This window comes from Mesorhizobium salmacidum (SeqCode) (genome assembly GCF_037179605.1).
Classification (GTDB): Bacteria; Pseudomonadota; Alphaproteobacteria; order Rhizobiales; family Rhizobiaceae; genus Mesorhizobium; species Mesorhizobium salmacidum.
Window position 1 is genome coordinate 12,985 of sequence record NZ_JAPYKS010000018.1, and the last position, 22,297, is coordinate 35,281.

The 22,297-nt window shown below is 60.5% G+C and carries 21 protein-coding genes and 1 pseudogene; 14 read left to right on the forward strand and 8 right to left on the reverse strand.

Features of this window, described 5'->3' with window-relative positions:
* Positions 1-40: 40 nt before the first annotated feature.
* From O7A60_RS22595 to O7A60_RS22605, 3 genes are read right to left on the reverse strand one after another with little or no spacing between them, the layout of a single operon-like run.
* Positions 41-2,389, reverse strand: a complete 2,349-nt coding sequence (locus O7A60_RS22595; RefSeq protein WP_245262360.1) for a VirB4 family type IV secretion/conjugal transfer ATPase — start codon at positions 2,387-2,389, stop codon at positions 41-43.
* The gene (locus O7A60_RS22600) at positions 2,382-2,705 is read right to left on the reverse strand and encodes a VirB3 family type IV secretion system protein (RefSeq protein ID WP_337108166.1); all 324 of its coding nucleotides are present in this window, start codon (positions 2,703-2,705) and stop codon (positions 2,382-2,384) included. The genes O7A60_RS22595 and O7A60_RS22600 overlap by 8 nt, the downstream gene beginning before the upstream one ends.
* A 31-nt stretch (positions 2,706-2,736) precedes the next feature.
* Complete coding sequence (locus O7A60_RS22605) at positions 2,737-3,048, reverse strand: TrbC/VirB2 family protein (protein ID WP_051442809.1); 312 nt, start codon at positions 3,046-3,048, stop codon at positions 2,737-2,739.
* A 297-nt stretch (positions 3,049-3,345) separates the two neighbouring features.
* On the opposite strand from O7A60_RS22605, the gene O7A60_RS22610 reads away from it, so the two are divergent.
* Positions 3,346-3,642 carry a hypothetical protein gene (locus O7A60_RS22610; RefSeq protein WP_156938273.1) on the forward strand — a complete coding sequence of 99 codons (297 nt, stop codon included), beginning with the start codon at positions 3,346-3,348 and terminating at the stop codon, positions 3,640-3,642.
* Positions 3,643-3,895: 253 nt separating this feature from the next.
* Here the strand turns inward: O7A60_RS22610 and O7A60_RS22615 are convergent, their stop codons facing one another.
* From O7A60_RS22615 to O7A60_RS22625, 3 genes are all read right to left on the reverse strand, one after another.
* On the reverse strand, positions 3,896-4,252 hold the full coding sequence (locus tag O7A60_RS22615) for a hypothetical protein (protein ID WP_337108079.1): 357 nt from the start codon (positions 4,250-4,252) through the stop codon (positions 3,896-3,898).
* A 350-nt stretch (positions 4,253-4,602) separates the two neighbouring features.
* Entirely contained in the window at positions 4,603-5,634 is a 1,032-nt protein-coding gene (locus O7A60_RS22620; RefSeq protein WP_337108080.1) for a LacI family DNA-binding transcriptional regulator, read from the reverse strand.
* A gap of 339 nt (positions 5,635-5,973) precedes the next feature.
* On the reverse strand, positions 5,974-6,663 hold the full coding sequence (locus tag O7A60_RS22625; protein WP_337108081.1) for an OmpW/AlkL family protein: 690 nt from the start codon (positions 6,661-6,663) through the stop codon (positions 5,974-5,976).
* A 405-nt stretch (positions 6,664-7,068) separates the two neighbouring features.
* On the opposite strand from O7A60_RS22625, the pseudogene O7A60_RS31990 reads away from it, so the two are divergent.
* Positions 7,069-7,200, forward strand: a pseudogene (locus O7A60_RS31990) (hypothetical protein); the annotation flags it as partial.
* 355 nt (positions 7,201-7,555) lie between these two features.
* Entirely contained in the window at positions 7,556-9,208 is a 1,653-nt protein-coding gene (locus O7A60_RS22630) for an MFS transporter (RefSeq protein WP_337108167.1), read from the forward strand.
* A gap of 132 nt (positions 9,209-9,340) precedes the next feature.
* On the opposite strand, the gene O7A60_RS22635 is transcribed toward O7A60_RS22630, so the two are convergent.
* Positions 9,341-9,445 (reverse strand): DUF982 domain-containing protein, encoded by a 105-nt coding sequence (locus O7A60_RS22635; RefSeq protein WP_337108082.1) that lies wholly within the window; start codon positions 9,443-9,445, stop codon positions 9,341-9,343.
* A 976-nt stretch (positions 9,446-10,421) separates the two neighbouring features.
* Between O7A60_RS22635 and O7A60_RS22640 the strand changes: the two genes are divergently transcribed.
* The 11 genes from O7A60_RS22640 (at position 10,422) to O7A60_RS22690 (ending at position 21,386) form a co-directional block, all read left to right on the forward strand.
* On the forward strand, positions 10,422-11,381 hold the full coding sequence (locus O7A60_RS22640; RefSeq protein ID WP_027145996.1) for an NUDIX hydrolase: 960 nt from the start codon (positions 10,422-10,424) through the stop codon (positions 11,379-11,381).
* Positions 11,382-11,448: 67 nt separating this feature from the next.
* Complete coding sequence (nadA, locus tag O7A60_RS22645) at positions 11,449-12,423, forward strand: quinolinate synthase NadA (RefSeq protein WP_027145997.1); 975 nt, start codon at positions 11,449-11,451, stop codon at positions 12,421-12,423.
* Positions 12,420-13,961: an L-aspartate oxidase gene (locus O7A60_RS22650; RefSeq protein WP_337108083.1), complete on the forward strand. Its 1,542-nt coding sequence runs from the start codon at positions 12,420-12,422 to the stop codon at positions 13,959-13,961. The genes nadA and O7A60_RS22650 overlap by 4 nt, the downstream gene beginning before the upstream one ends.
* A 1-nt stretch (position 13,962) precedes the next feature.
* A complete protein-coding gene (gene nadC, locus O7A60_RS22655) occupies positions 13,963-14,844 on the forward strand; it encodes a carboxylating nicotinate-nucleotide diphosphorylase (protein ID WP_032936148.1) in 882 nt (293 codons plus the stop codon).
* A gap of 57 nt (positions 14,845-14,901) precedes the next feature.
* Complete coding sequence (panD, locus tag O7A60_RS22660; protein WP_337108084.1) at positions 14,902-15,354, forward strand: aspartate 1-decarboxylase; 453 nt, start codon at positions 14,902-14,904, stop codon at positions 15,352-15,354.
* 80 nt (positions 15,355-15,434) lie between these two features.
* A complete protein-coding gene (bioB, locus tag O7A60_RS22665) occupies positions 15,435-16,433 on the forward strand; it encodes a biotin synthase BioB (protein WP_027146000.1) in 999 nt (332 codons plus the stop codon).
* Positions 16,430-17,575 carry an 8-amino-7-oxononanoate synthase gene (locus tag O7A60_RS22670; RefSeq protein ID WP_337108085.1) on the forward strand — a complete coding sequence of 382 codons (1,146 nt, stop codon included), beginning with the start codon at positions 16,430-16,432 and terminating at the stop codon, positions 17,573-17,575. The genes bioB and O7A60_RS22670 overlap by 4 nt, the downstream gene beginning before the upstream one ends.
* Positions 17,572-18,210 carry a dethiobiotin synthase gene (bioD, locus tag O7A60_RS22675; protein ID WP_027146002.1) on the forward strand — a complete coding sequence of 213 codons (639 nt, stop codon included), beginning with the start codon at positions 17,572-17,574 and terminating at the stop codon, positions 18,208-18,210. Before O7A60_RS22670 ends, bioD begins: the two co-directional genes overlap by 4 nt.
* Entirely contained in the window at positions 18,207-19,466 is a 1,260-nt protein-coding gene (locus tag O7A60_RS22680; RefSeq protein WP_027146003.1) for an adenosylmethionine--8-amino-7-oxononanoate transaminase, read from the forward strand. Before bioD ends, O7A60_RS22680 begins: the two co-directional genes overlap by 4 nt.
* On the forward strand, positions 19,463-20,446 hold the full coding sequence (locus tag O7A60_RS22685; protein WP_027146004.1) for a beta-ketoacyl-ACP synthase III: 984 nt from the start codon (positions 19,463-19,465) through the stop codon (positions 20,444-20,446). Before O7A60_RS22680 ends, O7A60_RS22685 begins: the two co-directional genes overlap by 4 nt.
* 343 nt (positions 20,447-20,789) lie before the next feature.
* Positions 20,790-21,386 carry a sugar O-acetyltransferase gene (locus O7A60_RS22690; protein WP_245262362.1) on the forward strand — a complete coding sequence of 199 codons (597 nt, stop codon included), beginning with the start codon at positions 20,790-20,792 and terminating at the stop codon, positions 21,384-21,386.
* Positions 21,387-21,705: 319 nt separating this feature from the next.
* Here O7A60_RS22690 and O7A60_RS22695 read toward each other — a convergent pair whose 3' ends face one another.
* A complete protein-coding gene (locus O7A60_RS22695; protein ID WP_027146005.1) occupies positions 21,706-22,176 on the reverse strand; it encodes a transposase in 471 nt (156 codons plus the stop codon).
* Between the last annotated feature and the right edge of the window lie 121 nt (positions 22,177-22,297).

Below are 22,297 nucleotides of genomic sequence, written 5' to 3' on the forward strand. Positions count from 1 at the left end.
AGGGGGACGAGTATCAATGTGAGACAGATCAGGGACCTCCTCATTTCAGCATCTCCATTTGAAAATTAGGCACATTGCGCCATTCGGCAGGCGCGTTTTGCCCGCGTCCGCCTCCCAGAACATCGATCCCCCTACCGATCGCCCCAAGCGCGAAGTCGAGAACGACGCTGTCACCACCCGATTTCAACAGCACGAGATGGTTTCCAACGTTACTTGTCTGAAGGAACGCGCTCTCCGTGGGCGTCAGGTTGAGCGGTGCGAGCTCGGCTTCGGTATTGTAGGAGCTGGGGTAGATCAGACGCGTGGCGGCGCTCTCCAATATGGCGTCGCCGGCGGCGCTGTTGATGAGGTGTGACACGCGCTGGGTCAGGAGAACGACCGCAACGTTTTTCTTGCGCATCGTTAGCATCCAGTCCTTGAGGCGCAGCTCGAAATACGGATCGTCCAGCAGTTTCCAGGCTTCATCAAGGACGAGCAGGGTTGGAACTTCGTCTTCTACCAGCCGTTCCACGCGCCGGAAGATATAGCTCAGCCACGCTGTGCGGACGCCGTCATTATCGAAAATTTCGGTAAGGTCAAATGCGGTGATCCGACTGTCGAAAGCGAGCGTATCGACCTCCTTGCCGCCGAACAGCCAGCCGAACTGGCCGGTTTCGTCCCACCGGCCAAGCCGGTTATGGAGATCGCCATCGTCGTCCGTCGCACGCAGCTGGCTACGGAACTGTTCGAAATTCTGGAGGCGAGGGTCGGCTGTCGCGTTGGCCTGAACGGCATCATTCAGGGCCTGAACCTGTACCGGATTTAGTTGTCCTCCTTCATTGCTGGCCAATGCCATAAGCCAATCCGACAGCCACGCTGTGCCGCGGTTGTCTGCCTCCGCCCGCATAGGGTTGAAGCCTGTTTCCTGGCCCATACGCACGGAGGAATACGTTCCCCCCATGGCGCGGACCGCCATCTCGAAACCATTATCCTTGTCGAAGATTATCATGCGAGCGCCAAGCCGTTGGGCCTGGCTAAGCAGAAACGCGACACCGAGCGTCTTGCCGGACCCCGTTTGGCCAAGCACGAGCGTGTGAGCGACCGTGCGCTGACCCGGTTTGCCTGGTAAGTGGAAGTTGAAACGGAACGTTTCGCCGCTCGATGTCGGGAAGATTGTCACGCAGTCGCCCCAAGGACATCGCTCCGGTGGGTTGCCTTTCGGCAAGCCGTGCATGGCGCAAAATTCTGCGAAATTCTGAGAGGAGATCATAGCCGCACGGGTGCGGTAGCTGAAGTTGCCAGGGTGCTGGGCGAAATAGACGGCCCGGGCAGAGAAGCTCTCGCGCACGATTGCAGCACCCGCTTCCTGCATGGCGCGTGTGACATACGCCATGGCCTCCTCAAGTTCCTCGCGAGTTTCGCAGAACACCGCAATACTGCAATGATGGTCGCCAAAGACGACGCGACCCGATGCAACGTCGTCTTCGGCCATTTCGAGTTGAGCCATCAGGGAGACGGCCGCATCCTCTGCCGCCCTCATCTGTTTGCGCACACGAGCGATCTTACCTTGGGCGGCAATGTTATCGATTGGAGTAAAGCTCTGTGAGACCACGGTATCGTAAGGTAGGTTGAGCCTGTCGAGGATTCCGGGAAAGGTCTCGGTCGGATAATCCTTTAGGGATACGAGGGTGCCGTAGCGTTTGATGCCGGGGTTCGGATGGTCACACTCGAAGACCCTGCCGCGGAACGTGACTGTCGAGGTTGCCAGGAGATCAGCGACCGGGACAAACCTCTTGCCCGGAATCAGACGCCCACTTGATCCGTCGGTCAGCGTGCGCAACATGCCGAGCCATCGGCCATCCAATACCGTGAGGCGACGAGGCTTTGCCTCACTTAGACTGACCATGCAGGTTGTGATCATCTGATCGAGGCGGACCGCGCGCGCGGCGACCTCGTCACGACTGTAGCTATCCTTGTTGGCAAACAAATTGACAAGTTTGGTTAGTTTTTTCGGTGGCCGGATCACCATGGTGATCATCGTGATGCGATCGCGTAGCCCGATGTTCTCGAGATAATGCCGCCAGCGCCGGTCGATCTCCTCATTGAACGCATCTCCTTCGATCGCCCGCAAGTTGGGCCGAGCGGCAACGGATATGCGGTGAACGTAATACCCAACATTCCCGCGCTGTTGGGCAATGAAGCGAGAAAACGCGTTACTCAGCTCCGCTGTCTGCCGGCTGTCGATTGTGTCGGCATTGACGCCTTCGACGACAAAAGCGCCCATTAGATCGCCGTCCCGCAACATCAGGGTGACGTCGTCCACGCTGCTCAGATATGGTAGTTGGCTGGCAAGTTGGTCGGTTTTGGGATCGCCTTGTGGCATCGCCCGACGGGGAGATGCCTCAAGCACGGTAGACCAGTCCTTCGCCTTTCAACAGTGCCGCGCTCATCCGCGTGCTTTGCACGGTTGCGATGAAGACATCGATTATTTTTGGATCATGGGCGGCAAGGGCACGCAGCGCGCCGTAACCAATACTACCCACCACCGCCAGGTAGATGAATGATTGGGTGATGAGGAAGCCCAGCATGACGGCACATATGAGAACGACCAGATATGTGATCGGCAACCCCGCAAAGGCGACCTCTCGCGTCAGGCCTATGAAAAGCGTTGTACGTTGAATGGTCTGTACTCCATTGGGACCGCGAGGCAGCCCGCGGCCTTCCAGAAAATGAGCAGGCGACGGCGCCGGATCGAGATTATTTTGGGCTCAGGCCATGGACAAAACTAGCGCCGCCAAAGACAATCGCGATGCCAACGATAACGGACACCGCGAACGTCCAGTCCATCCGGCCGGTCATGAATGAAAAGCCGACGGCGATGACAGCCAGGGCAGAGATCGCAACGCCAATCGGTCCGGTGATCGCTGCCACAATCGCGTCAAGAAATGACGTCACACCGTTGAAATCCTGAGCGGCGCTTGGCGTGGCGAAAATTAGAGTCACGAACGCCGCAGTGCAGGCAATCGAGCAGACTTTTCCGCAGTCAAGCTTGGTGAATAACTTATTCATTTTTTCCTCTTCCGGATGTCTTTCCAGAGACTTTGGACAAATCACAAACCGACATTTGTCTTCGGCCCAGCGACCTCTTCTAAAATCCTCAAGAGATCGCGGCATCTGGCGCCCTATTCTCTCCGCATTCGTTGGTACATTTGCCATTCATCTGTGCAGCTGTCTAAGGGAAATGGGTTTCATTTGTAGCGCCGAGCATATTTCATTCGTAACAAAGAAGAGATGATCTCCATCCTTGCGGGGAATGCGCGCCATCATGAAAGCCCGAAGGCCTGGAGAACTTGGGGGGCTTGCCCCTTGCTCGACGATCGTTCAGGACAGCACCCGGCCCATGGCCCGGTCGTTTGCCATGCATCTAAATCGGATGTGACCCAGCCGCGTCAGATTCCCAAGACCATCTGTATACGCGACGACGAGCGGGCCTTGCTGGTATCGCTGAAGCTCCCGCACCAATTGCCTCAGATCACGAAATGCTTCGGCCGGCAGCCGCGCACGACCGATTCTGAACTGATAACCGAGCTCACCGGCTGTTCGTCTTCCCTTGAGCCTCGCCTCGCCGGTGCCGATTTGTTGGGCGTCTCGGCCGTTTGGTGAGGTCGCGCCGGCAGCCGGCGCGGCCAGCGAGCCTGGTGTTGTGCGCATGGCCGGATTGGTGCGCCGTGTGGTGCGAGGTCGGCCAGGCCCTAGTTAGCAGTGGGGTTGGAGAGTTCACGGCACCTATCGAAATCAGGTGAGGACAAATGAACGGGTATAGCTGGGAAAGAGCTTAGCCTTACGCCAGGATCGCATTATCAGATGCTTTGCGCGGACTAGGGATCCGGACTGACGCTATCGGAGGCTTAACCTCTTAGCGTGCTGGCAGTGTGCTTCTAACGGACATTTCGAACACGTCGAGCAGGATTGCCAGTCCGACGCCGCATGCGGTGAGGACGAGGCCGAACATGAAGATGCGGTTAGCGCGGTCGAAAACCGGCCGGCGTAGCGAACCGACGTCGAGCAGTATGGAAAGCGCCCGCATCTGCAGCGCGATGCCGCCCAGGATCGGTACGACGGCGAAAAGATCATGCAGTTGCCACGGCACCGGGTTCGCCGCCCAGTGCGTGACGAAGCCCAACGAGAATGCGAGCAGGATGCCGACGACGGTGATGGTGCCATTGCGGAACATTGTCTCGATCGGCTCTTCCTTCGGATCCTGCTCGTCCAAGCTATCCTCCATTACCGCAATCAACCGGATCATTCGCCGGCCGAACTAATGTCGCCCCAGATGGGTACCGGCTTGTGAAATACAAGAGAAATGCGCCAGTGGAAAGCTGGGTAGATTGCACCGGCTGCGTCAGAGCCGGACATCGTCGCGAAGCGGCCCGACAGACGGAAGTGGCTTACGCGGAGCCGTCATCAACAGCCGAAACGGGGCTGCACGAGACCCCTCTTCCTGTTTGTCGGGGCTGCGGCCGCATAGAAAATGGGCTGGGCTGGAAGACTCGTAACTGCATGCTTGGAACCCAGATGCGCTGGCGATACCACGACCGCAACGTCGGCAAGATCGTATCATCTTCATATATTTTCAGGGAGATAGATGTCGAACGGAAGAAATGTCTGCCCCGGAGTGGTCGCGCAACCGGTTTCGATGGCCTGGGCCATCAGCGTCATCAGCTCCCGGCAAAGCCGACGCAATGGCGTGGCGAGCGCCATCGTGATGACGCCATCGGCGAGAGCGGCCCGTGACTCCGGCGTGATCTCGTTGACGATGGCGACAATGTCCCTGTCTTTGCCTTCTTCTCTGATCGCCGAGATTGCGCCCTCCATGCCGCCGCCGGCGACATAGAAGCCGACGAGCTCGGGCTCACTCTGGATCACATCCAGTGTTGCCTCGTAGGTGATCCGTCGTGTCTCGAGGCTCATGGGTATGTCAAACACGTCGAACATCGGCGCGCTCTCACGAAAATAAGAGCGAAAGCCGATTTCCCGAAGCTCGTTAGCCTGGTAGCGCTCACTGACCACAAAGACCGCCACTTTGCCCTGCCGTTTTGCGGCTTTGGAGAACATCCAGGCGGCTGTCCGCCCGACCTTGCGGTTGTTCAGGCCGACGTAACCCTCGCGGACGCCGGCGGCGAAATCGGAAAGCAGCGAAAAAACTGGGATGCCCTTCGCTTTGAGTTCTTCGACGGCCGCCGTGATCGTCGGATGGTCCGGCGCCACCATGGCGATCGCGTGGCAGTGGCTCCCAAGCTCCTGGAGGCGTGTGATCAGGTCGCCTGGCACATGCGATGGCACGAATTCGATAAGCGAGGTGCCGTGGAAGGCCTCTGACGCATTGACTGCCGCTTCGATTTCGCGCGCGAAGTCTTGGTAGAAATGCTGTGCCGGTTTTCTGAGGACAAAGCCAAGCTGATAGCGCGGCTGATCCGGGTTCGCACGCCGCTCGACACGGCCGGCCGCGTGATAGCCAATTGCATTGGCCGCTTCGTAGACCCGCAGCGCAGTCTGCTTCCGGACTGGATGGCGGGCGTTCAAAACCCGGTCAACGGTCGCCACGCTGACTCCGGCTTCGCGGGCGAGATCCACAATCGTTGGTCGCTTGGCCATGAATCCGAGTCAGCAGAATTTCAAGGAGGAGGATACGTCGATGATGAAGCTTAATAAAATCCTTTCGCGCTTACATTGATGCCGCGATCCGAGAATCTTGCGTCTTTCCGAAATCGGGCGCTGCGCCGAGAGTCCGTTTTTCGAAACTGCAGGATGAGCGTTTGTGCGGATGAAATTTGCGAGCATTGCCATGAGCGTGAGAGACGGCTGTACGCTGCTCGCCGTCGCGCACGAGGCGGCTCGGTGGGCTCATCGCGAACGCCGGTGCGTGCGCATCAGGCGATCAAGAAGGGCTTGGCGGCACCATTTGGGGACGTGGCGCCGCCTTGGATTGAATTGTCAGAAGCGGTAGGTGACGCCTGTGCCGATCAGCCAAGGATTGAGCTTGGCCCTCCCCGTCACGTTCGTGCCGTCGACCACTGCGTCAAATTTCGGCTCGAGAAAGAGCTTCTTGACGTCGAAATTGACGCCCCAATGCTGATCCACTGTGTAGTCGAAGCCGACCTGCACAGCGCCGCCGAATGTGTTCTTGACGTCGAGAGCGTCGGCACTGCCGGTCACCTGGTTATAAAAGACCGTGTAGTTTACCCCCGCGCCGACGTAGGGCTTGAAAGCGCCGAATTGGGTGAAGTGGTATTGCAGCGTGAGGGTCGGCGGCAGCACCCAAGTCTTGCCGATCTTGCTCAGCTTACCGATCGTTCCCTCACCGTAGATATTGGCGGAGGTAGTGCCGAGTACGAGTTCAGCGGCGAGATTGTCGGTGAAGTAGTAAGTAAAGTCCAATTCCGGAATCACCGTATCCGAATAAGAGAGGCCGGAGCCGGGAATTCCGTTGACGTTACCCTTATCGTCCGTGATCACCCCAAGCGCACGCAAGCGAACTTGCCAAGGGCTAGGTTCGACCACGTCGACCGTGTTCTGAATCACACACTCCACTTCTACATCCGCTGCCACGGCCTGCTGCAGCCCTGTCAGGACAAGGGCGATGCCTAGTGTAATTCCGTGTCCCGGCCTTATCCAGTCTCTCATCATGCTCTCCTTGAAATCCGAAATTCGTGCGCAGCAGCAATGTCAGCCGTGACCAGACGCTCGGTTGATCTAGATCATAGTGGAACGAAATTGATTGAACTGACGCATTTCTTAACAAAACTGTCATGTGATCGCGGACGCCGGCAGCAAGGCGACGCATAGGCCAAAAAGATCGAATGGCCCTGTTGCGCGGCAAGCAGTCGCAAGGTGCGCAGACTTGCCGCGATCTGGTCGTGGCACGGCCGAACCCAATCCGATGCCGCTCCTTTGACTGTGAGCAGCATCACCCGCTCCGTGCGGTCTACAACGCCCAGATCGTCGACGGGCCTGGGGTATGAATCTGCCGTGATTCCCTGACCAAATCACGCAGGTGAGACATGACCCTCAGCAGCCGCTTGGCAGGAAGAAAAGCTGTCTGCGACAGCCCTGCCCGAGAAGCGTTTGGCGGATCGGCTGCCTTGGTTGCTGGGTCAAATGTCAGCTGCGCCGGGCACGCCAATCCCGGCGGTCTGCGGCGAGTGGCGGCGGCCAACGTGACCGACCTCTTTGCTGCCCAGGCATCGTGCTCGCTGGCCGCGACCGCAGCGCACGTCACGGCCAGCGACGCTCCAATCTGTCCTGCAGGCTAGGACCGAATTCTCTACAACCGTGCCAATCGGCTTCAAAGACCTCGGGTGCTGCAGCCCCAGGAGATGGACGCCTATTTTTGCAGAACTCCGGTCCGATCATTCCTCCACAAGAAACATTCGTTTCGACCACGAGAGCGGTTCGGGCGAAAACATCTTGCGCCGTGGAGGAGGAAATGCACCTCATCCAGCTCCTGGGCGACGGCAATTCGCGAAGCGGGGACGCGCGTCAACAGGACCAGCAAACGGTCAAAGGTTCGGAGAAGATGAGCAAGCCGTCGTGCGCAGATGCGGATGGAGTATCTCCAACAACGTTTGCGCCGCTCAAGAATCTGACATTTAGATCGATTTGGCTGGCCACTCAGGTTTCCAGCCTTGGCTGGCTGATGCAGACTGTTGCGATTAGTTGGCTGATGGCAACGATCTCGAAGTCCGATCTGAACGTGGCGCTGGTACAAGCGTCAACGACGCTGCCCGCTTTTTTTCTGTCTGTGTTTGCCGGCGCTATCGCCGACAACTTCAGCCGCCGCAAAGTCATGTTCGCTGGCTGGTGCGTGATAGCGCTGGCATCAGCGTTGCTGGCCTGCCTGGTGTCGCTGGAACTTGTCGACCCTTGGATTGTCCTTGGATTGAGCTTTTTAGCGGGATGCGGCGTGGCGTTCACCGACCCCGCTTGGCATGCCTCGGTTGGCGATGTTCTGCGCAAGAGCGATGTTCCAGCTGCCGTTACGCTAATATCGGTCGGATATAATGCTGTTCGCAGTATCGGCCCGGCGCTTGGCGGCTTCGTCGTTGCCTCTTTTGGGCCTCTGAGCGCTTTCGCCCTGGCGACGCTGAGCTACCTGGCCCTGCTGTGGACCATACAGCGCTGCAAATGGAAGGTCCCCTCCTCACCTCTCCCGCGCGAGTCAATGGCCACGGCCATCCATGACGGGGTGCGCTTTACGGCGATGTCTTCAGAGATCAAGGCGGCAATCGCACGCGGGACCCTTTTTGGGTTGGCCAGCATCGCGATACTGGCGTTGCTTCCTCTGGTTGCTCGCGATCAGTTGAGCGCAGGGCCAATCGCGTATGGCATCCTGATGGCCGGCTTCGGCACCGGCGCCTTCGCCGCCGGTATCTGCAACAACGTCCTGCGACGAACGCTCTCTCAGGAGCGACTGATCACGCTCGCCTGCATTGCCTGCGCGGCGTGTGCGCTCTCACTTGCTCTGACGCCATCGCTTGCAGTGGCCGCTATCGCGCTCACGCTCGGCGGCGCGGGTTGGGTGGTCACTTGGACTGGACTTGACGTCAGTGTGCAATTGGCGAGCCCGCGCTGGGTCGTAGGTCGCACCCTGTCGATCTATTATGCGTTTTGCTCCGGCGGCATCGCAGTCGGCAGTTGGCTGTGGGGCACGGTTGCTCAGACTTATTCCCTGAGCTGGGCACTTGAAAGTTCCGCTGGAGCTCTGTTGCTGGCCGCTGCAACCGGGTTCCTGTTGCCCATCCGCGAATGGAGAGAATCAGACCAAGACCCTCAGGGATTCGATGCGCCTGCGGTTGCCCTCGATCTGAAGCCAAGAAGCGGCCCGATCGTCGTTAAGATCGACTACTTGATACCGGAAAAACATGTCGAGGCTTTCCTGGAGCACATGCGTGAACGGCGACGGGTTCAAAGTCGTGTCGGTGCTCGGCACTGGACCCTGCAGCGCGACCTTCAAGAACCTTGCCGTTGGACAGAGACTTTTCGTACGCCGACCTGGACGGACTATCTACGTCTAAATCATCGACTTACCGCTGCGGATAAGGAACTGGACGAGCGTCTGCTCGAATTGAGTGCCAAAGAGCTTGCACCTCAAACAAAGCTTTCAATCGAGCGACCGACGGGCCAGGCTCGTAAACGGCATCAACCGACACCGTTTTTCTCCCGCCCTTGAGCGCCTTACGCGCAAATGGCGACAAACCAGCGGCGGGCGCATTTTATCCAGCCACATAGCGGAGTCGCTGACTGTTGAGGCAAATGATTTGTCTCAATTTGCAGTGCAAAGCGGTGAGTAAGCCCTGATGCCTCAGTCGCAACGCAGAATTTGCGCTTCGAGCGCCGCGGCCACGAAAGCACGCCGAGCGACAGCTGGATGGGCCTCACCTCGCAACACTTGCAGACAGGCGTCCATTGCTATCTTCCGTTTCTCGGTTTGCGATTGAAATCCCGCAGCAAGATTGTGGCTACGTCGTTGACATCGAACACGATTCGCTCTGCACCACGACGGCCAATCTGAACGACGATTGGCCTCGCAAATCTCGAGCCGGTCATCTTACCCCTCCTCCACCGAGCCACTCGGCAAATAAGGCTCGGTCCTCGCAACCCGCACAGTTGGCCACCCAGAGACTAGCCGCCCATGCTCGCCTGTGCCCTCGGGAGGCCGGTCCGGTGCAGAACGCATGACACAGCCAAGATCCACTTTGTCGCGTCTATATCCATGCACCAGCGCCCTGTCGGTTGCAACGCCGCGAGGTGCTGCACGCGGCGGCTTGGCTCATATCTGTTCGTGACGAGATTATATCCGCTGTGTCTGCCACTTGCGCCGCATGCGCCTCACACCCGTTTGTTGCGCCCACTTCCTGTGCTGCAGGCGCGCGCTGCCCGGCAATTTCGCTGGAGCCAACGGCGCTGCTCTACGAGGGCAATCGACAGCTTTCCAGCCGCCGTGACGCACCAGCGTCTGGGGTATTTTGACATCCGACACGGACGCCCGGGACCTGATCCAAAGCGAGCCGAAGCCCCCTTCACAGGGCGAATCTGTTTGGATTTCCGTCGTGAGACTATTGCGACGGAGCGCCTCGCCGGTCAGGGGGCGTCAAGCCTTAAGACAACCTCAGTCTTCGAACTCGGCGGCGTTTTGATGGCGTTTGTTGGGGCAGCTCCGGGGTGGCGAAGCCGCTCGCGGGCGCGCCTCAGCAGCGCAGGAGCGAGCGGCCGGAAGGGCGGCTGAAGCAGCCGGCAATCTCCTTTGCGAAGACCAAGCTGATCGGGGGCAATTCGGTGGGGCATGGCTGCGCTGTTGACGTGCCGACAGGCTTGGTACAGGCTCTATTAAATCGATTATAGAACGCTTCGTTTTTCGCAGCGGCTCCAACAAAACAGGGAACATGGACGACCACGCAAAAGGAATCAGGAAAGGCACAGGGGTGAGCAACGCCAACGACATCAAAGCGGACCTGATCGCCGTTGTTGTCGCGGTGAACGATCATGAGCCTCGCGTTCTCACAATCGGCCGAGCAAACGCGCTGCCCTCCGGTCCATTCGAACTCGGCCATCGTTCCCTTCAGTCGGGCCTCAGGTCGTGGGTGGAAGAACAGACCGGGCAGCCGCTGGGCTACATAGAGCAGCTCTACACCTTCGCCGATCGCGACCGGGTCGGCACCGGCCAGCGTGTGATATCGATCAGCTATCTCGCACTTACTCGAGAAGAAGAGGCAACGCAGTCGGATAGGCGCCGTTGGGAGAGATGGTACGACTATTTTCCCTGGGAGGACCACCGCTCCGGTACTCCATCGATACTGTCGAAGGTTTTGCGGCCGCGCCTGCTCAAGTGGGCGGATAGCGCAGGTGACAATGAGACACGCCGAGAGCGCCGGCAGCGGTCGGCGGTTGCCTTCGGCTTCGACGACGGGACATGGAATGAGGAACTGACGCTCCAGCGTTATGAGCTGCTCTACGAAGCAGCCATGGTGGGAGAGGCGACCGGCGGGCAGTCTTCGGCCGCTCGGTCGGTTGCAGGTGAATCGATGATCGCCGATCATCGCCGGATTCTGGCTACGGGGATTGCGCGGCTGCGCTCCAAGATCAAGTACCGGCCCGTGGTTTTCGAACTGATGCCGCCGGTCTTCAGCCTTCTACAGTTGCAGCGAACCGTGGAAGCCCTGGCGGGCAGGCTCCTCCACAAGCCGAACTTTCGTCGGCTGATCGAGCAGCAGGAGTTGGTCGAGCAAACCGGCGAGACCACCGCCGATACGGGCGGTCGACCAGCTAAGCTTTATCGCTTTCGCCATGCGGTTCTCGACGAGAGGGCCGTTGCCGGGACAAAATTGCCGCTCACGCGGGCTTGACAATCCTCTTATACTCACCGCAAGAATATGCGTCTTATATTCAGGTCGAGTATAACCGGAGGTGTCGATGACCACCGCGTTGCCATCGAGCGCATCCTTGTACGACCGCGTCCAGCGCGTGATTCCGCGGATCGAGTGGTCCGCGTTTTCCGACGACATCGACGCCATTCTGGCGCTCAAGCGCGAGCGCAACGCCGTGATCCTCGCTCACAACTATCAGACGCCCGAGATCTTCCACTGCGTAGCAGACATTGTCGGCGACAGTCTGGCGCTCGCCCGGGAGGCAATGACGGTCGACGCCGATGTCATCGTGCTCGCCGGTGTGCATTTCATGGCCGAGACTACGAAGCTCCTTAATCCGGCCAAGACCGTGCTCCTCCCGGATGTCAGCGCCGGCTGTTCGCTGGCCGACTCGATCACGCCCGCAGATGTGCGGCTGCTGCGGGAGCGTTACCCCGGCGTGCCAGTCGTCACCTATGTCAATACCTGCGCCTCTGTGAAAGCAGAAGCGGACATCTGTTGCACTTCGGGCAATGCGCGGGCTGTGGTCGAGTCGCTTGGCGTGCCGTGCGTGATCATGATCCCGGACGAATATCTGGCGAAGAACGTCGCCGCTCAAACGGACGTTGAGATCATCGCCTGGAAGGGCCATTGCGAGGTGCATGAGCGCTTCACGCCGGCAGACATCCGCGAATTGCGCGAGGCGCATCCGGGAATTACCGTGCTCGCCCACCCCGAATGCCCGCCGAACGTTGTCGCCGAGGCGGATTTTGCAGGCTCGACGGCGGCGATGTCGGACTATGTTGGGCGCAACAAGCCCAGCCGGGTCGTGCTGATGACCGAATGCTCGATGAGCGACAACGTTGCTGTTGAGCATCCAGAGGTCGAATTCATCCGCCCTTGCAATCTCTGTCCGCACATGAAACGCATCACGCTGGCCAACATCCGCACCGCGCTCGAGCAGAACCGTCATGTCGTGACGATCGACCCGCAGATCGCGGATCGGGCTCGACAGTCGGTCGAGCGTATGCTCGCCATATGACCGCCGACTTGCACGACATCGGCGGCGCGCCAGTCGTTATCGGCGCTGGCGTTGCGGGACTTATGACGGCGCTTCACCTGGCGCCGCAACCGGTCGTCCTTCTCTGCAGAACGCCGATGGGAACCGAAGCCTCCAGCACCCTTGCGCAGGGCGGGATAGCGGCGAGCCTCGGCGCCGACGACAGCCCCGAACTGCACCTCGCCGACACACTTGCCGCCGGCGATGGGCTTTGTGACGAAGCGATGGTGAGGCGGGTTGTCGAGGCCATACCTCGCGCGATCGACGGCATCATCAGTCTAGGCGCTTCCTTCGACCGCACCCTAGATGGAGCCTTGCTGTTAGGGCTCGAGGCTGCGCATTCGCGCCGCCGCATCGTGCACGCGGCCGGCCACGCCACGGGCCGCGAGTTGCTCCGTGTGCTGGTCCCCGCGGTGCGGCGGACACGGTCGATCACGGTCCTGGAAGGCATAGATGTGCTACGCCTGATCGTCTCGGCCGGTGGAATCGTAGGTGTAGTGGCGGCCCGACACGACGGTGTGGTCGCATTACCCACGCGCCGCGTCGTGCTCGCGACCGGCGGTGTCGGCGGTTTGTTTTGCGATACGACCAACCCGCTTACCTCGTTCGGGCAGGGCCTGGCGCTCGCTGCCTGTGCCGGGGCAGAACTTGCCGATCTCGAGTTCGTGCAGTTCCATCCGACCGCGCTCGAAACTGCACACCGGCCGATGCCGCTGGTCAGCGAAGCGGTGCGCGGCGAAGGCGCGATACTCGTCGACGAGCACGGCCGACGCTTCCTCTCCGGCGTGCCTGGCGGCGAGCTTGCATCGCGTGATGTGGTCGCGCGGGCGGTCTTCGCTCAGCTCGAGGCGGGAAATCGTGTGTTCCTCGATGCCCGGCAATGCCTCGGCCCGAAATTCGCAAAACGCTTCCCGGCCATCGAGGCGGCATGCCGCCAGGCCGGCATCGATCCTGCCGTCGAGCCGATCCCGGTGCGCCCGGCGGCGCACTACCACATGGGCGGTGTCGCCGTGAATGCTGAAGGCCGCAGCTCCGTTGCCGGCTTGTGGGCGTGCGGCGAGGTCGCATGTACCGGGCTGCACGGCGCCAATCGGCTCGCCAGCAATTCGCTGGCCGAAGCGATCGCCACGGCCGTGTGGGTGGCTGAAAGCGTAGCAGGCACTGGCGCTGGCTGGCAGTGGTCCAGGCTTCCGACGATCGCGCCCCTGCGGCCGGACCCTTCGTCTATTCGACGGCTGGCCTCCAATGCGCTTGGGATTGTCCGCAACGGCAACAAGCTGCGCGAAGCCATCACGACATTGCTGCCGATCGCCGTTGGCGGTCATGCTGCGGCCGATCCGGCGTTGGTCGCGATGTTGATCGCTATCGCGGGACTTCGTCGCGAGGAGAGCCGCGGTTCGCATTGCCGGTCGGATTTCCCCGGGCGCGAAGCTGCCGCCCGCCCGTCGCGGCTGACGCTCTGCACGGCATTCGAGACTGCGGTTGCGCACAGATGGCTCGCGTCGGCAGGGAGCTCCTGATATGGTGTCGTTCTCGCCTCTTCCTTCAATCGTCATCGAACCGATCGTTCGCAATGCGCTTCTGGAGGATTTAGGCCAAGCTGGCGACCTCACGAGTGATGCGATCATCCCTCACGATCGCGAAGCCAAGCTTGAGCTCAAGGCGCGGGACGTCGGCGTTGTTGCCGGGCTCGACCTGGCAGCGTTCGCTTTCATGCTCATGGACCCGACAATCGACATGCGTATCTGGCGCCCGGACGGCAGCGATGTCGCGGCCGGCGAGACAATCGCGCAGCTGTGCGGACCAGCGCGCGGTCTGCTGGCGGCCGAGCGCACGGCGCTTAATTTCCTCTGCCGCTTGAGCGGCATTGCGACCGCCACTGCGGCGCTGGTCGAGGCCGTGCACGGCCACAAAGCCAAGATCGCGTGCACGCGCAAAACGACACCCGGGCTGCGCGCGCTGGAGAAATACGCCGTGCGCGTCGGCGGCGGCGCCAATCACCGCTTCGGGCTGGACCACGCCGTGCTCATCAAGGACAACCATATCGCCATCGCTGGGGACATTCGCACGGCGATAGAGCGGGCGCGTGCTGCCGCAGGCCACATGGTAAAGATTGAGGTCGAGGTCGAAACGCTTGAACAGCTCGAAACCGTGCTCGCGCTGGGGATAGACGCGGTTCTACTCGACAATATGGCGCTCGATGATCTTGCCCGCGCGGTGGCAATGGTCGGCGGCCGGGCCATCACCGAGGCTTCCGGCCGAGTGACGCCGAGAACGGCTCGGGCGATTGCCGCGACGGGCGTCGACCTCATCTCGGTCGGCTGGCTCACACACAGTGCTCCGATCCTCGACATCGGACTTGATGCGTCGATTGATGGCAACTGCAACAGACGCCTGAACTGAAGGACCCTGGGTGCAACGCCCCTATAAAAACGGCAGTTCGTGTAGGAGGAATAACGAATGCGTAAGATCGTCGCCGGCAAGCTCCACGGCATCTACGTCACCGAAGCCAACCTCAACTACCATGGCTCAATCACGCTCGACCCCGACCATTGCGAGGAAGCAGGCATCGTGCCGATGGAGTTCGTGGATATTTGGAACAAGAATTCGGGAGCACGGATCTCCACCTATGTGATCCTTGGCCATCGCGGATCGCGCTGCTGTGTCCTCAACGGGGCCGCGGCGCGCACCTGCCAGCCTGGCGATCAAGTCATCATCTGCAACTCGGTCTATATCCAGGAGGCTGAGTTGATCGCGCTGAAGCCGCGTGTGCTGACCTTCGATGAGGATAATCGCATTGTTGATCGACTGAGCTACTCGGTCGGGCGCAACGGTGATGGAGGCTACACCTTTTGCATTCTCGATGAGGCCTGCAATACCCTGCCCGTACCAGCGCTGGTGGGCAGATCATGACGGACCAGGCCGACCGAGGCCCAAGCGGTCTCCTCTGAACGGGACTTACAGCCAACGCTTTTTCGGAAAATGGAGGTGGAATGAACAGCGAATTGTACCCGAACGCTGCGGCGAGCTCATTCGACGGAATGCCCCCGCAATGGACCCGGGAGGCGGCCGAAGCTATCCACGACCTGCCCTTCAATGACCTGTTGTTCCTGGCGCAGACGATCCATCGCCAGAATTTCGAGCGAAACCAGGTGCAGCTGTCGCGCCTGCTTAGCATCAAGACTGGCGGCTGCCCGGAAGATTGCAACTATTGCAGCCAATCCGCGCACCATGAATCGGGCCTCGAGGCCTCGAAGCTAATGGAGGTTCAAAGCGTCATCGCCGAGGCCAGGAAGGCGCGGGACGCAGGCGCCACACGCTACTGCATGGGAGCCGCCTGGCGCAGCCCAAAAGCCCGCGATATGGACGCCTTGCTCGCCATGATCGAGGGTGTGAAGGGTCTCGGCATGGAGACCTGCATGACACTCGGCATGCTGGACCTCGACCAGGCGCACCGGCTCAAACAGGCCGGCCTCGATTACTATAATCACAACATCGACACGTCGGAACGCTACTATGGCGAGGTGATCAAGACGCGGACCTTTGCGGACCGGCTGGACACGCTCGCCAATGTCCGCGAGGCCGGCATCAATGTCTGCTGCGGCGGCATTGTCGGGATGGGCGAAGAGAAGGCTGACCGCATCGACATGCTGGTTACACTCGCCAACCTGCCGTCGCCGCCCGAGAGCGTGCCGATCAACATGCTGATCCCGATCGCCGGCACGCCGTTGGCAGAGGCCGATCCGATCGAACCGATCGAATTCGTGCGGGCCATCGCACTCGCCCGCATCCTCATGCCAAAATCCGATGTGCGCCTATCTGCCGGCCGCACGGCGATGAGCGACGAGATGCAGGCCCTGTGCTTCTTCGCCGGCGCCAACTCCATCTTCGTTGGCGACACCTTGCTCACCGCCGAGAATCCCGGAGAAGACAAGGACAGCGCCCTGTTGCACCGGCTCGGCATCAAGCCGGTTGCGCGCGAAGCCCTGTGAACGGGCGAACCTTGCTCGACCGCTACGAGGCCAGCCTGCGCGGGCTCGCCCGCAAGAACCGGTTGCGCAGCCTGACCGCCCGCTCAGGGCTCGACTTCGCCTCCAACGACTATCTCGGCCTGGCGCGTTCGAAGCGCATTGCGCGGGCGCTTACGGAAGCGCTTGCTGCCGGTACGCCTGTCGGTGCGACCGGCTCGCGGCTGTTGCGCGGCAACACGCCCGAGCACGAGGCGCTGGAGGCCAAGGCAGCTGATTTTTTCGGCGCCGAGCGCGCGCTGTTTTTCGGCAGCGGCTATGTCACCAATTTCGCGGTGCTGACGACCTTGCCCCAGAAGGGCGATCTGGTCGTGCTGGATGAACTCGTCCATGTCAGCGCGCATGAGGGGGCGCAAGCCGGTCGTGCCGAGGTCAAGATTGCCGCGCATAACGATCCGAATGCGGTGAAAGACGCAATCCAGTCCTGGCGCGCGGCCGGCGGCGCGGGCCGCGCCTGGATCGTGGTCGAGAGCCTCTATAGCATGGATGGCGACCGGGCGCCGCTGCGCCAACTGATCGAGATCGCAGACCGTCACGATGCATTCCTCTATATCGATGAGGCGCACGCCACTGGCGTTTATGGTCCGGGCGGCCGCGGTCTCGCTCAAGATCTCGAGGGGCGCGATAATGTCCTGGTGCTTCACACCTGCGGCAAGGCGCTGGGAGCGTCGGGCGCCCTCGTCACCGCGCCCGCGGTGCTGTGCGATTATCTCATCAACCGCTGCCGGCCGTTCATTTATGCCACAGCGTCCTCGCCGCTGATGGCAGTAGCGGCTGCAACCGCACTTGACATCCTCGCCGACGAGCCCGAGCGGCGCGAGCGCCTGGCCAAGTTGGTGGCTCTTGCCGGCCAGAAAATTCAGATGCTGGGTTTGCCCGCGAGCGGCTCGCCAATCCTGCCCGTCATTATCGGCGACAACGCGCGTGCGATGGCGCTGGCCGAGGCGCTGCAGATGCGCGGGTTCGACGTGCGCGGCATTCGACCGCCAACCGTGCCAGAAGGCACGGCACGGCTGCGGATCTCAATGACACTGAACGTGAACGAGTGCGATGTTGCGGCGCTGTTTAATGCACTTGCCGAAGAACGGGAGCACATATCGATATGAGCAGGATCTTTGTCATCACCGGTACCGACACCGGGATCGGCAAAACAGTCGTTTGCGCCGGCCTGGCTGGAGCGCTTGGCGCCGCCTACTGGAAGCCCGTTCAGTCAGGGCTGGACGGCGGGACCGACAGCGAGGCCGCCGCCCGCCTGGCAGCGCTGCCACCGGAGCGGATCGTGCCGGAAGCCTACCGTCTGTCGAAGCCGCTGTCGCCGCACCGCGCCGCGGAGTTAGAGGGAGTGACGATTGAACCTGACCGCCTCACCCTGCCGGAGCTCGAGTGCCCGCTGGTCGTCGAGGGCGCCGGCGGCCTGCTGGTACCGCTCACACGCAAGACCCTGTTCATCGACGTTTTCGCCCGGTGGCAAGCTTCGGTCGTGCTGTGCGCGCGCACCGCGCTTGGCACGATCAACCATACGCTTCTCTCGATCGAGGCGCTGCGCCACCGTGACATACCTTTGCTTGGTGTTGCCTTTGTCGGTGAAGCGAGGCCCGACACCGAGTGCACGATCGCCGGCATAGGCCAGGTGCGCGTGCTTGGCCGCTTGCCCCTGCTCGACCCGCTGACACCCGACACCCTCCGCGTCGCCATCACCACACATTTCGACATGGCCGCTTTCAATGGGGTCGCGGCATGAACCGCTCAGCTGTCTGGCACCCCTTCACCCAGCACGCGGTCGAACCGGCCATGCCGCTGATCGCGCGGACCGGTGGCGCTTATCTGGAAACATCGGACGGAGGGCGCATTTTCGATGCGATCTCCTCCTGGTGGGTCGTTACCCACGGCCATCGTCACCCGAAGATCATGGCGGCGATCCGGGACGCGACCGAGACACTCGACCAGGTGATCTTTGCCGGCCTCAGCCACGAGCCGGCCGAGCAATTGGCCTCGGCACTCATCGACATGACGCCCGCGGGGCTCGACTGGGTCTTCTATTCGGACAGCGGCTCGACAAGTGTTGAGGTGGCACTCAAAATGGCGCTCGGCTTCTACTGTAACAACGGCACTCCGCGTTCGCGCGTCGTCGTCATGGAACACAGCTATCACGGCGATACGATCGGCGCCATGAGCGTCGGCGCGCGCGGTGTCTTCAATGCAGCATACGAGCCCCTGCTGTTTGCGGTAGACACCATCCCCTTCCCCGCCGCGGGCCAGGAGCAGAAAACACTCGATGCCTTCGAACAGCTGACGTGCGACCGCGGCGTTGCCGCGCTCATCGTCGAGCCGCTGGTGCTCGGCGCGGGCGGCATGCTCATGTATCCCGCCTGGGTTCTCACCGAACTGAAGCGCATCGCCGAGCGTTGTGAAACGCTTTTCATCGCCGACGAAGTGATGACTGGTTGGGGTCGGACCGGAACCATGTTCGCTTGCGAAGCGGCCGGGATCGCGCCCGATATATTGTGCACCTCGAAGGGGCTGACCGGCGGCTCGATGCCGCTTGCAGCGACGCTTGCCAGCGATGCGATCTTCCGTGCGCATTTCTCCAGGGATCGGGCCAAGACATTCTTTCATTCTAGTTCTTTCACCGCGAATCCGATTGCTTGCGCGGCAGCACTCGCCAATGTCGGCATCTGGAAGGATGAGCCTGTGGCGCAGCGCGTGGCCACCCTGTCGCGGATGCAGGTGCAGATGATTGCGCGCTTCAGCCAGGATCCGCGTTTTGAGAATGTGCGCACGACCGGGACGATTGCCGCGCTCGACCTGCGCGTCCCTACCGCAGGCTATCTAGCCGAAGTCGGCCCAAGGCTGCGCGCCTTTTTCCTCGAGCGCGGATTGCTGGTCAGACCGCTCGGCAACATCATCTATGTGCTGCCGCCTTATTGCGTCACGGCGGGCGAACTCGACCGGCTCTACGCGACAATAGACGAGGCAACCGAGCTTGCGAACGCATGAATCACAGGACGCGTATTGTAGGGCTTGGCCACCATGTGCCGGCACGCAAGGTGAACAATGCCGAGATCGAGGCGAGCCTAGGACTGGAACCCGGCTGGATCGAGCGGCGCACCGGCATTCGCTCGCGCTTCTGGGCAGAACCGCAGGACACCCTCTCTGGACTGGCGACAAAAGCAGGCGACAAGGCGCTCGAGGCAGCAGGCGTTGATCGCAAGGAGATCGGCCTGCTTCTGCTCGCCACTTCGACGCCTGATCATCTGCTCCCGCCGAGTGCGCCGCTGGTGGCGCACATGCTCGGCCTCGAACACGCCGGCGCCGTCGACCTTGCCGGAGCCTGCGCGGGGTTCATCTATGCCATGACTTTTGCCGACGGGTTCGTCGGCTTGAACAAGAAGCCTGCCATCGTCATCGCGGCCAATATATTGAGCCGCAGAATCAATCCGACTGAGCGGGCAAGCGCCGTCCTTTTTGCCGATGCCGCAGGTGCGGTGGTGCTCGCTCCTTCGAGGGACCCAGGTCACGGCATACTCGGCTCCTCGCTCGCCTCGGACGGCTCCGCTTATGGCCTGATCCAAATTCCGGCGGGCGGCAGCAACCGTCCGTTTTCTGACGAGATCGACGTTGCAGAAACTCGTATGACCGTCGCCAACGGCCGCGAAGTCTTCATCAAAGCTGTGGAGATGATCAGCCGCTGTTCCAGGCAAGCGCTGGGGGCGGCCGGCCTATCGTCGGCAGACGTAGCCCGCTTTGTGCCTCACCAGGCAAATGCCCGTATCTGCGACGCGGTGGGCAAGTCGCTCGGCATCGAAGACTCGCGCATCGTCAAAACCATCACCGATCATGGCAATTCGTCAGCCGCAACGATACCGCTGTCGCTGTCAATCGCTCACGGCGCCAATCGCATTCATCCGGGCGAGAAACTGCTGCTGGCGGCGGCTGGTGCCGGCTTTGCCGGCGGGGCACTGGTGGTTGGCGTTTAGCCCGACCGTGCTCTGATGGGCCATTGACGAGCATAGACCTTCTTGGCCGCGTGGCGCGAGATCGCTGGAGGCGCGCCGTGCCTGATCGAACGACCGACCAACTGGGAGCGGCTCTCGGCCATTCACGGCGTCGATGGACGCCATCATAGCAATCGATTTGCAATTTTTGGGAAACACACATTAGGAAAAGCAGTGTGGAGTCGCCGTAGCACTGAAGTGCGCAGTAGGCTCGGCGGGACTATAAGCTGGAACTGGCCTGCCATGCCCCTTCTCTTAGTTTTCTAGCTAAAAATGAGCCCGCTGTCAGAAGCTGGACGACAACCTCTACACCAGGAGATCTTCAATGACCCTGCGCACCGAAACTGAAAAAATGCTGGCTGGAGAGACCTACGATGTTCTCGATCCTTCTCTCGTTGCAGAGAGGTACAGGGTAAGAGCTTTGTGCCAGCAAATGAACTCTTCCAGTGATACGGACCAAGACCTGCGTCGGACGCTTTGTAAACATATTTTCGGCAAAGGCGGAGACACTGTGTCGATACAGCCACCATTTTTCTGCGATTACGGTTCCAACATAGAGCTAGGTGTGCAAGTGTTTTTCAATTTTAACTGCATAGTACTCGATGCTTGTCGAGTTCGTATAGGTGATTACGCGCTCTTCGGCCCAAGCGTCCAAATCCTGACGCCGATGCATCCACTTGATGCTGCCCTTCGCCGGAAACAACTGTACGGAAAACCAGTTGAGATTGGATCAGACGTGTGGGTGGGGGCCGGGGCAATTATCCTGCCTGGCGTGACGATCGGACCAGGCACTGTGATCGGTGCAGGCAGTATCGTAACACGTGACATTCCAGCCGGAGTGTTTGCAGCTGGTAACCCTTGTCGCGTGATCCGAGAAATCTCTGCGGATGAGCGCGAAGCCTACTCGTCAGCCAGCGGCTAAGCTGACCAGTCACACTCTTCTTTTCCGGCACGGGTCAGTGCGCATCGTGTAAGGGTGAAGTAAGTTTTTAAAGGAGTAGGCAATTGGATCAGTTAGCCTTCACTCCTGATGGAGGTTGAAGCCCTGCTGGGTTGTCTTCGTCGGAAGGAAACCAATGTGACTAGGCTTCTTTTCGTGGTTGCTTCAGCGCCATCCTTCTAACCGCCAAAAGCGCGACCCCTCAGGGCATATGAACCCTCGATACGGCAGCGGATCTCGAGAGCGACGTTCTTGTGATGCCCACCCGCACTGCGGCCACGCCAAACGTTGAGCTTGCATCTTAAGTCCTGGTCCTTTTCGAAACACGTCCGGGACTTACTGAGCCATCGCTTCCGCGAAAGGTACCGGAAACATCAGCGTGCCACTGCCGGTAAACTGACGAGCGCACGCATCTGACTGATGTACCAAGCTGACTGATGTACCAAGCGTCGTATAGCGAGCCCTCCGCACGACCATTCAAATTCTTCGAGTAGCAAGGCGCGACCAGGCGGATGATTGCGTGGTCGTTGGGAAAATTGCCGACGAAGCCCGTGCCCCAGTTGATCTCGGCATCGAGCCGCTCGACGGTTTTCATGCTGTAGAGTTTGACGCGATGCGAATCGGCGAAGCTCCTGTAGGCGAGCACAGAAATCCGCCTCATGCATGATGGGGCCAGCTTTGGCACCTTCGGCCGGATCTGATCGGCACCGGCATCAGAGCGCCGCAAAGCTTGCCGCATGTCCGATCCATCCACCGTGTGGATGTTTTTCATCCAAACAAACAATTTTTCAAATTACCTACCGCTTCGCTAATTCACAATCTGGTGCCGGTCGGGCGGCGCAGGAATGACGGAGAGTCTAACCACCTACACCGAACGTGATGCCACGAAGAGT

What these genes read in the sequence shown, in the direction of transcription:
- O7A60_RS22620 (WP_337108080.1), bottom strand. Translation starts at nt 5,634, where the DNA reads ATGGCCAAGCGACCAACGATTGTGGATCTCGCCCGCGAAGCCGGAGTC.
- nadA (WP_027145997.1), top strand. Translation starts at nt 11,449, where the DNA reads ATGACCACCGCGTTGCCATCGAGCGCATCCTTGTACGACCGCGTCCAG.
- O7A60_RS22630 (WP_337108167.1), top strand. Translation starts at nt 7,556, where the DNA reads ATGAGCAAGCCGTCGTGCGCAGATGCGGATGGAGTATCTCCAACAACG.
- panD (WP_337108084.1), top strand. Translation starts at nt 14,902, where the DNA reads ATGCGTAAGATCGTCGCCGGCAAGCTCCACGGCATCTACGTCACCGAA.
- bioB (WP_027146000.1), top strand. Translation starts at nt 15,435, where the DNA reads ATGAACAGCGAATTGTACCCGAACGCTGCGGCGAGCTCATTCGACGGA.
- O7A60_RS22640 (WP_027145996.1), top strand. Translation starts at nt 10,422, where the DNA reads ATGGACGACCACGCAAAAGGAATCAGGAAAGGCACAGGGGTGAGCAAC.
- O7A60_RS22605 (WP_051442809.1), bottom strand. Translation starts at nt 3,048, where the DNA reads ATGAATAAGTTATTCACCAAGCTTGACTGCGGAAAAGTCTGCTCGATT.
- bioD (WP_027146002.1), top strand. Translation starts at nt 17,572, where the DNA reads ATGAGCAGGATCTTTGTCATCACCGGTACCGACACCGGGATCGGCAAA.
- O7A60_RS22680 (WP_027146003.1), top strand. Translation starts at nt 18,207, where the DNA reads ATGAACCGCTCAGCTGTCTGGCACCCCTTCACCCAGCACGCGGTCGAA.
- O7A60_RS22685 (WP_027146004.1), top strand. Translation starts at nt 19,463, where the DNA reads ATGAATCACAGGACGCGTATTGTAGGGCTTGGCCACCATGTGCCGGCA.
- nadC (WP_032936148.1), top strand. Translation starts at nt 13,963, where the DNA reads ATGGTGTCGTTCTCGCCTCTTCCTTCAATCGTCATCGAACCGATCGTT.
- O7A60_RS22625 (WP_337108081.1), bottom strand. Translation starts at nt 6,663, where the DNA reads ATGAGAGACTGGATAAGGCCGGGACACGGAATTACACTAGGCATCGCC.
- O7A60_RS22690 (WP_245262362.1), top strand. Translation starts at nt 20,790, where the DNA reads ATGACCCTGCGCACCGAAACTGAAAAAATGCTGGCTGGAGAGACCTAC.
- O7A60_RS22650 (WP_337108083.1), top strand. Translation starts at nt 12,420, where the DNA reads ATGACCGCCGACTTGCACGACATCGGCGGCGCGCCAGTCGTTATCGGC.
- O7A60_RS22635 (WP_337108082.1), bottom strand. Translation starts at nt 9,445, where the DNA reads ATGGACGCCTGTCTGCAAGTGTTGCGAGGTGAGGCCCATCCAGCTGTC.
- O7A60_RS22695 (WP_027146005.1), bottom strand. Translation starts at nt 22,176, where the DNA reads ATGAAAAACATCCACACGGTGGATGGATCGGACATGCGGCAAGCTTTG.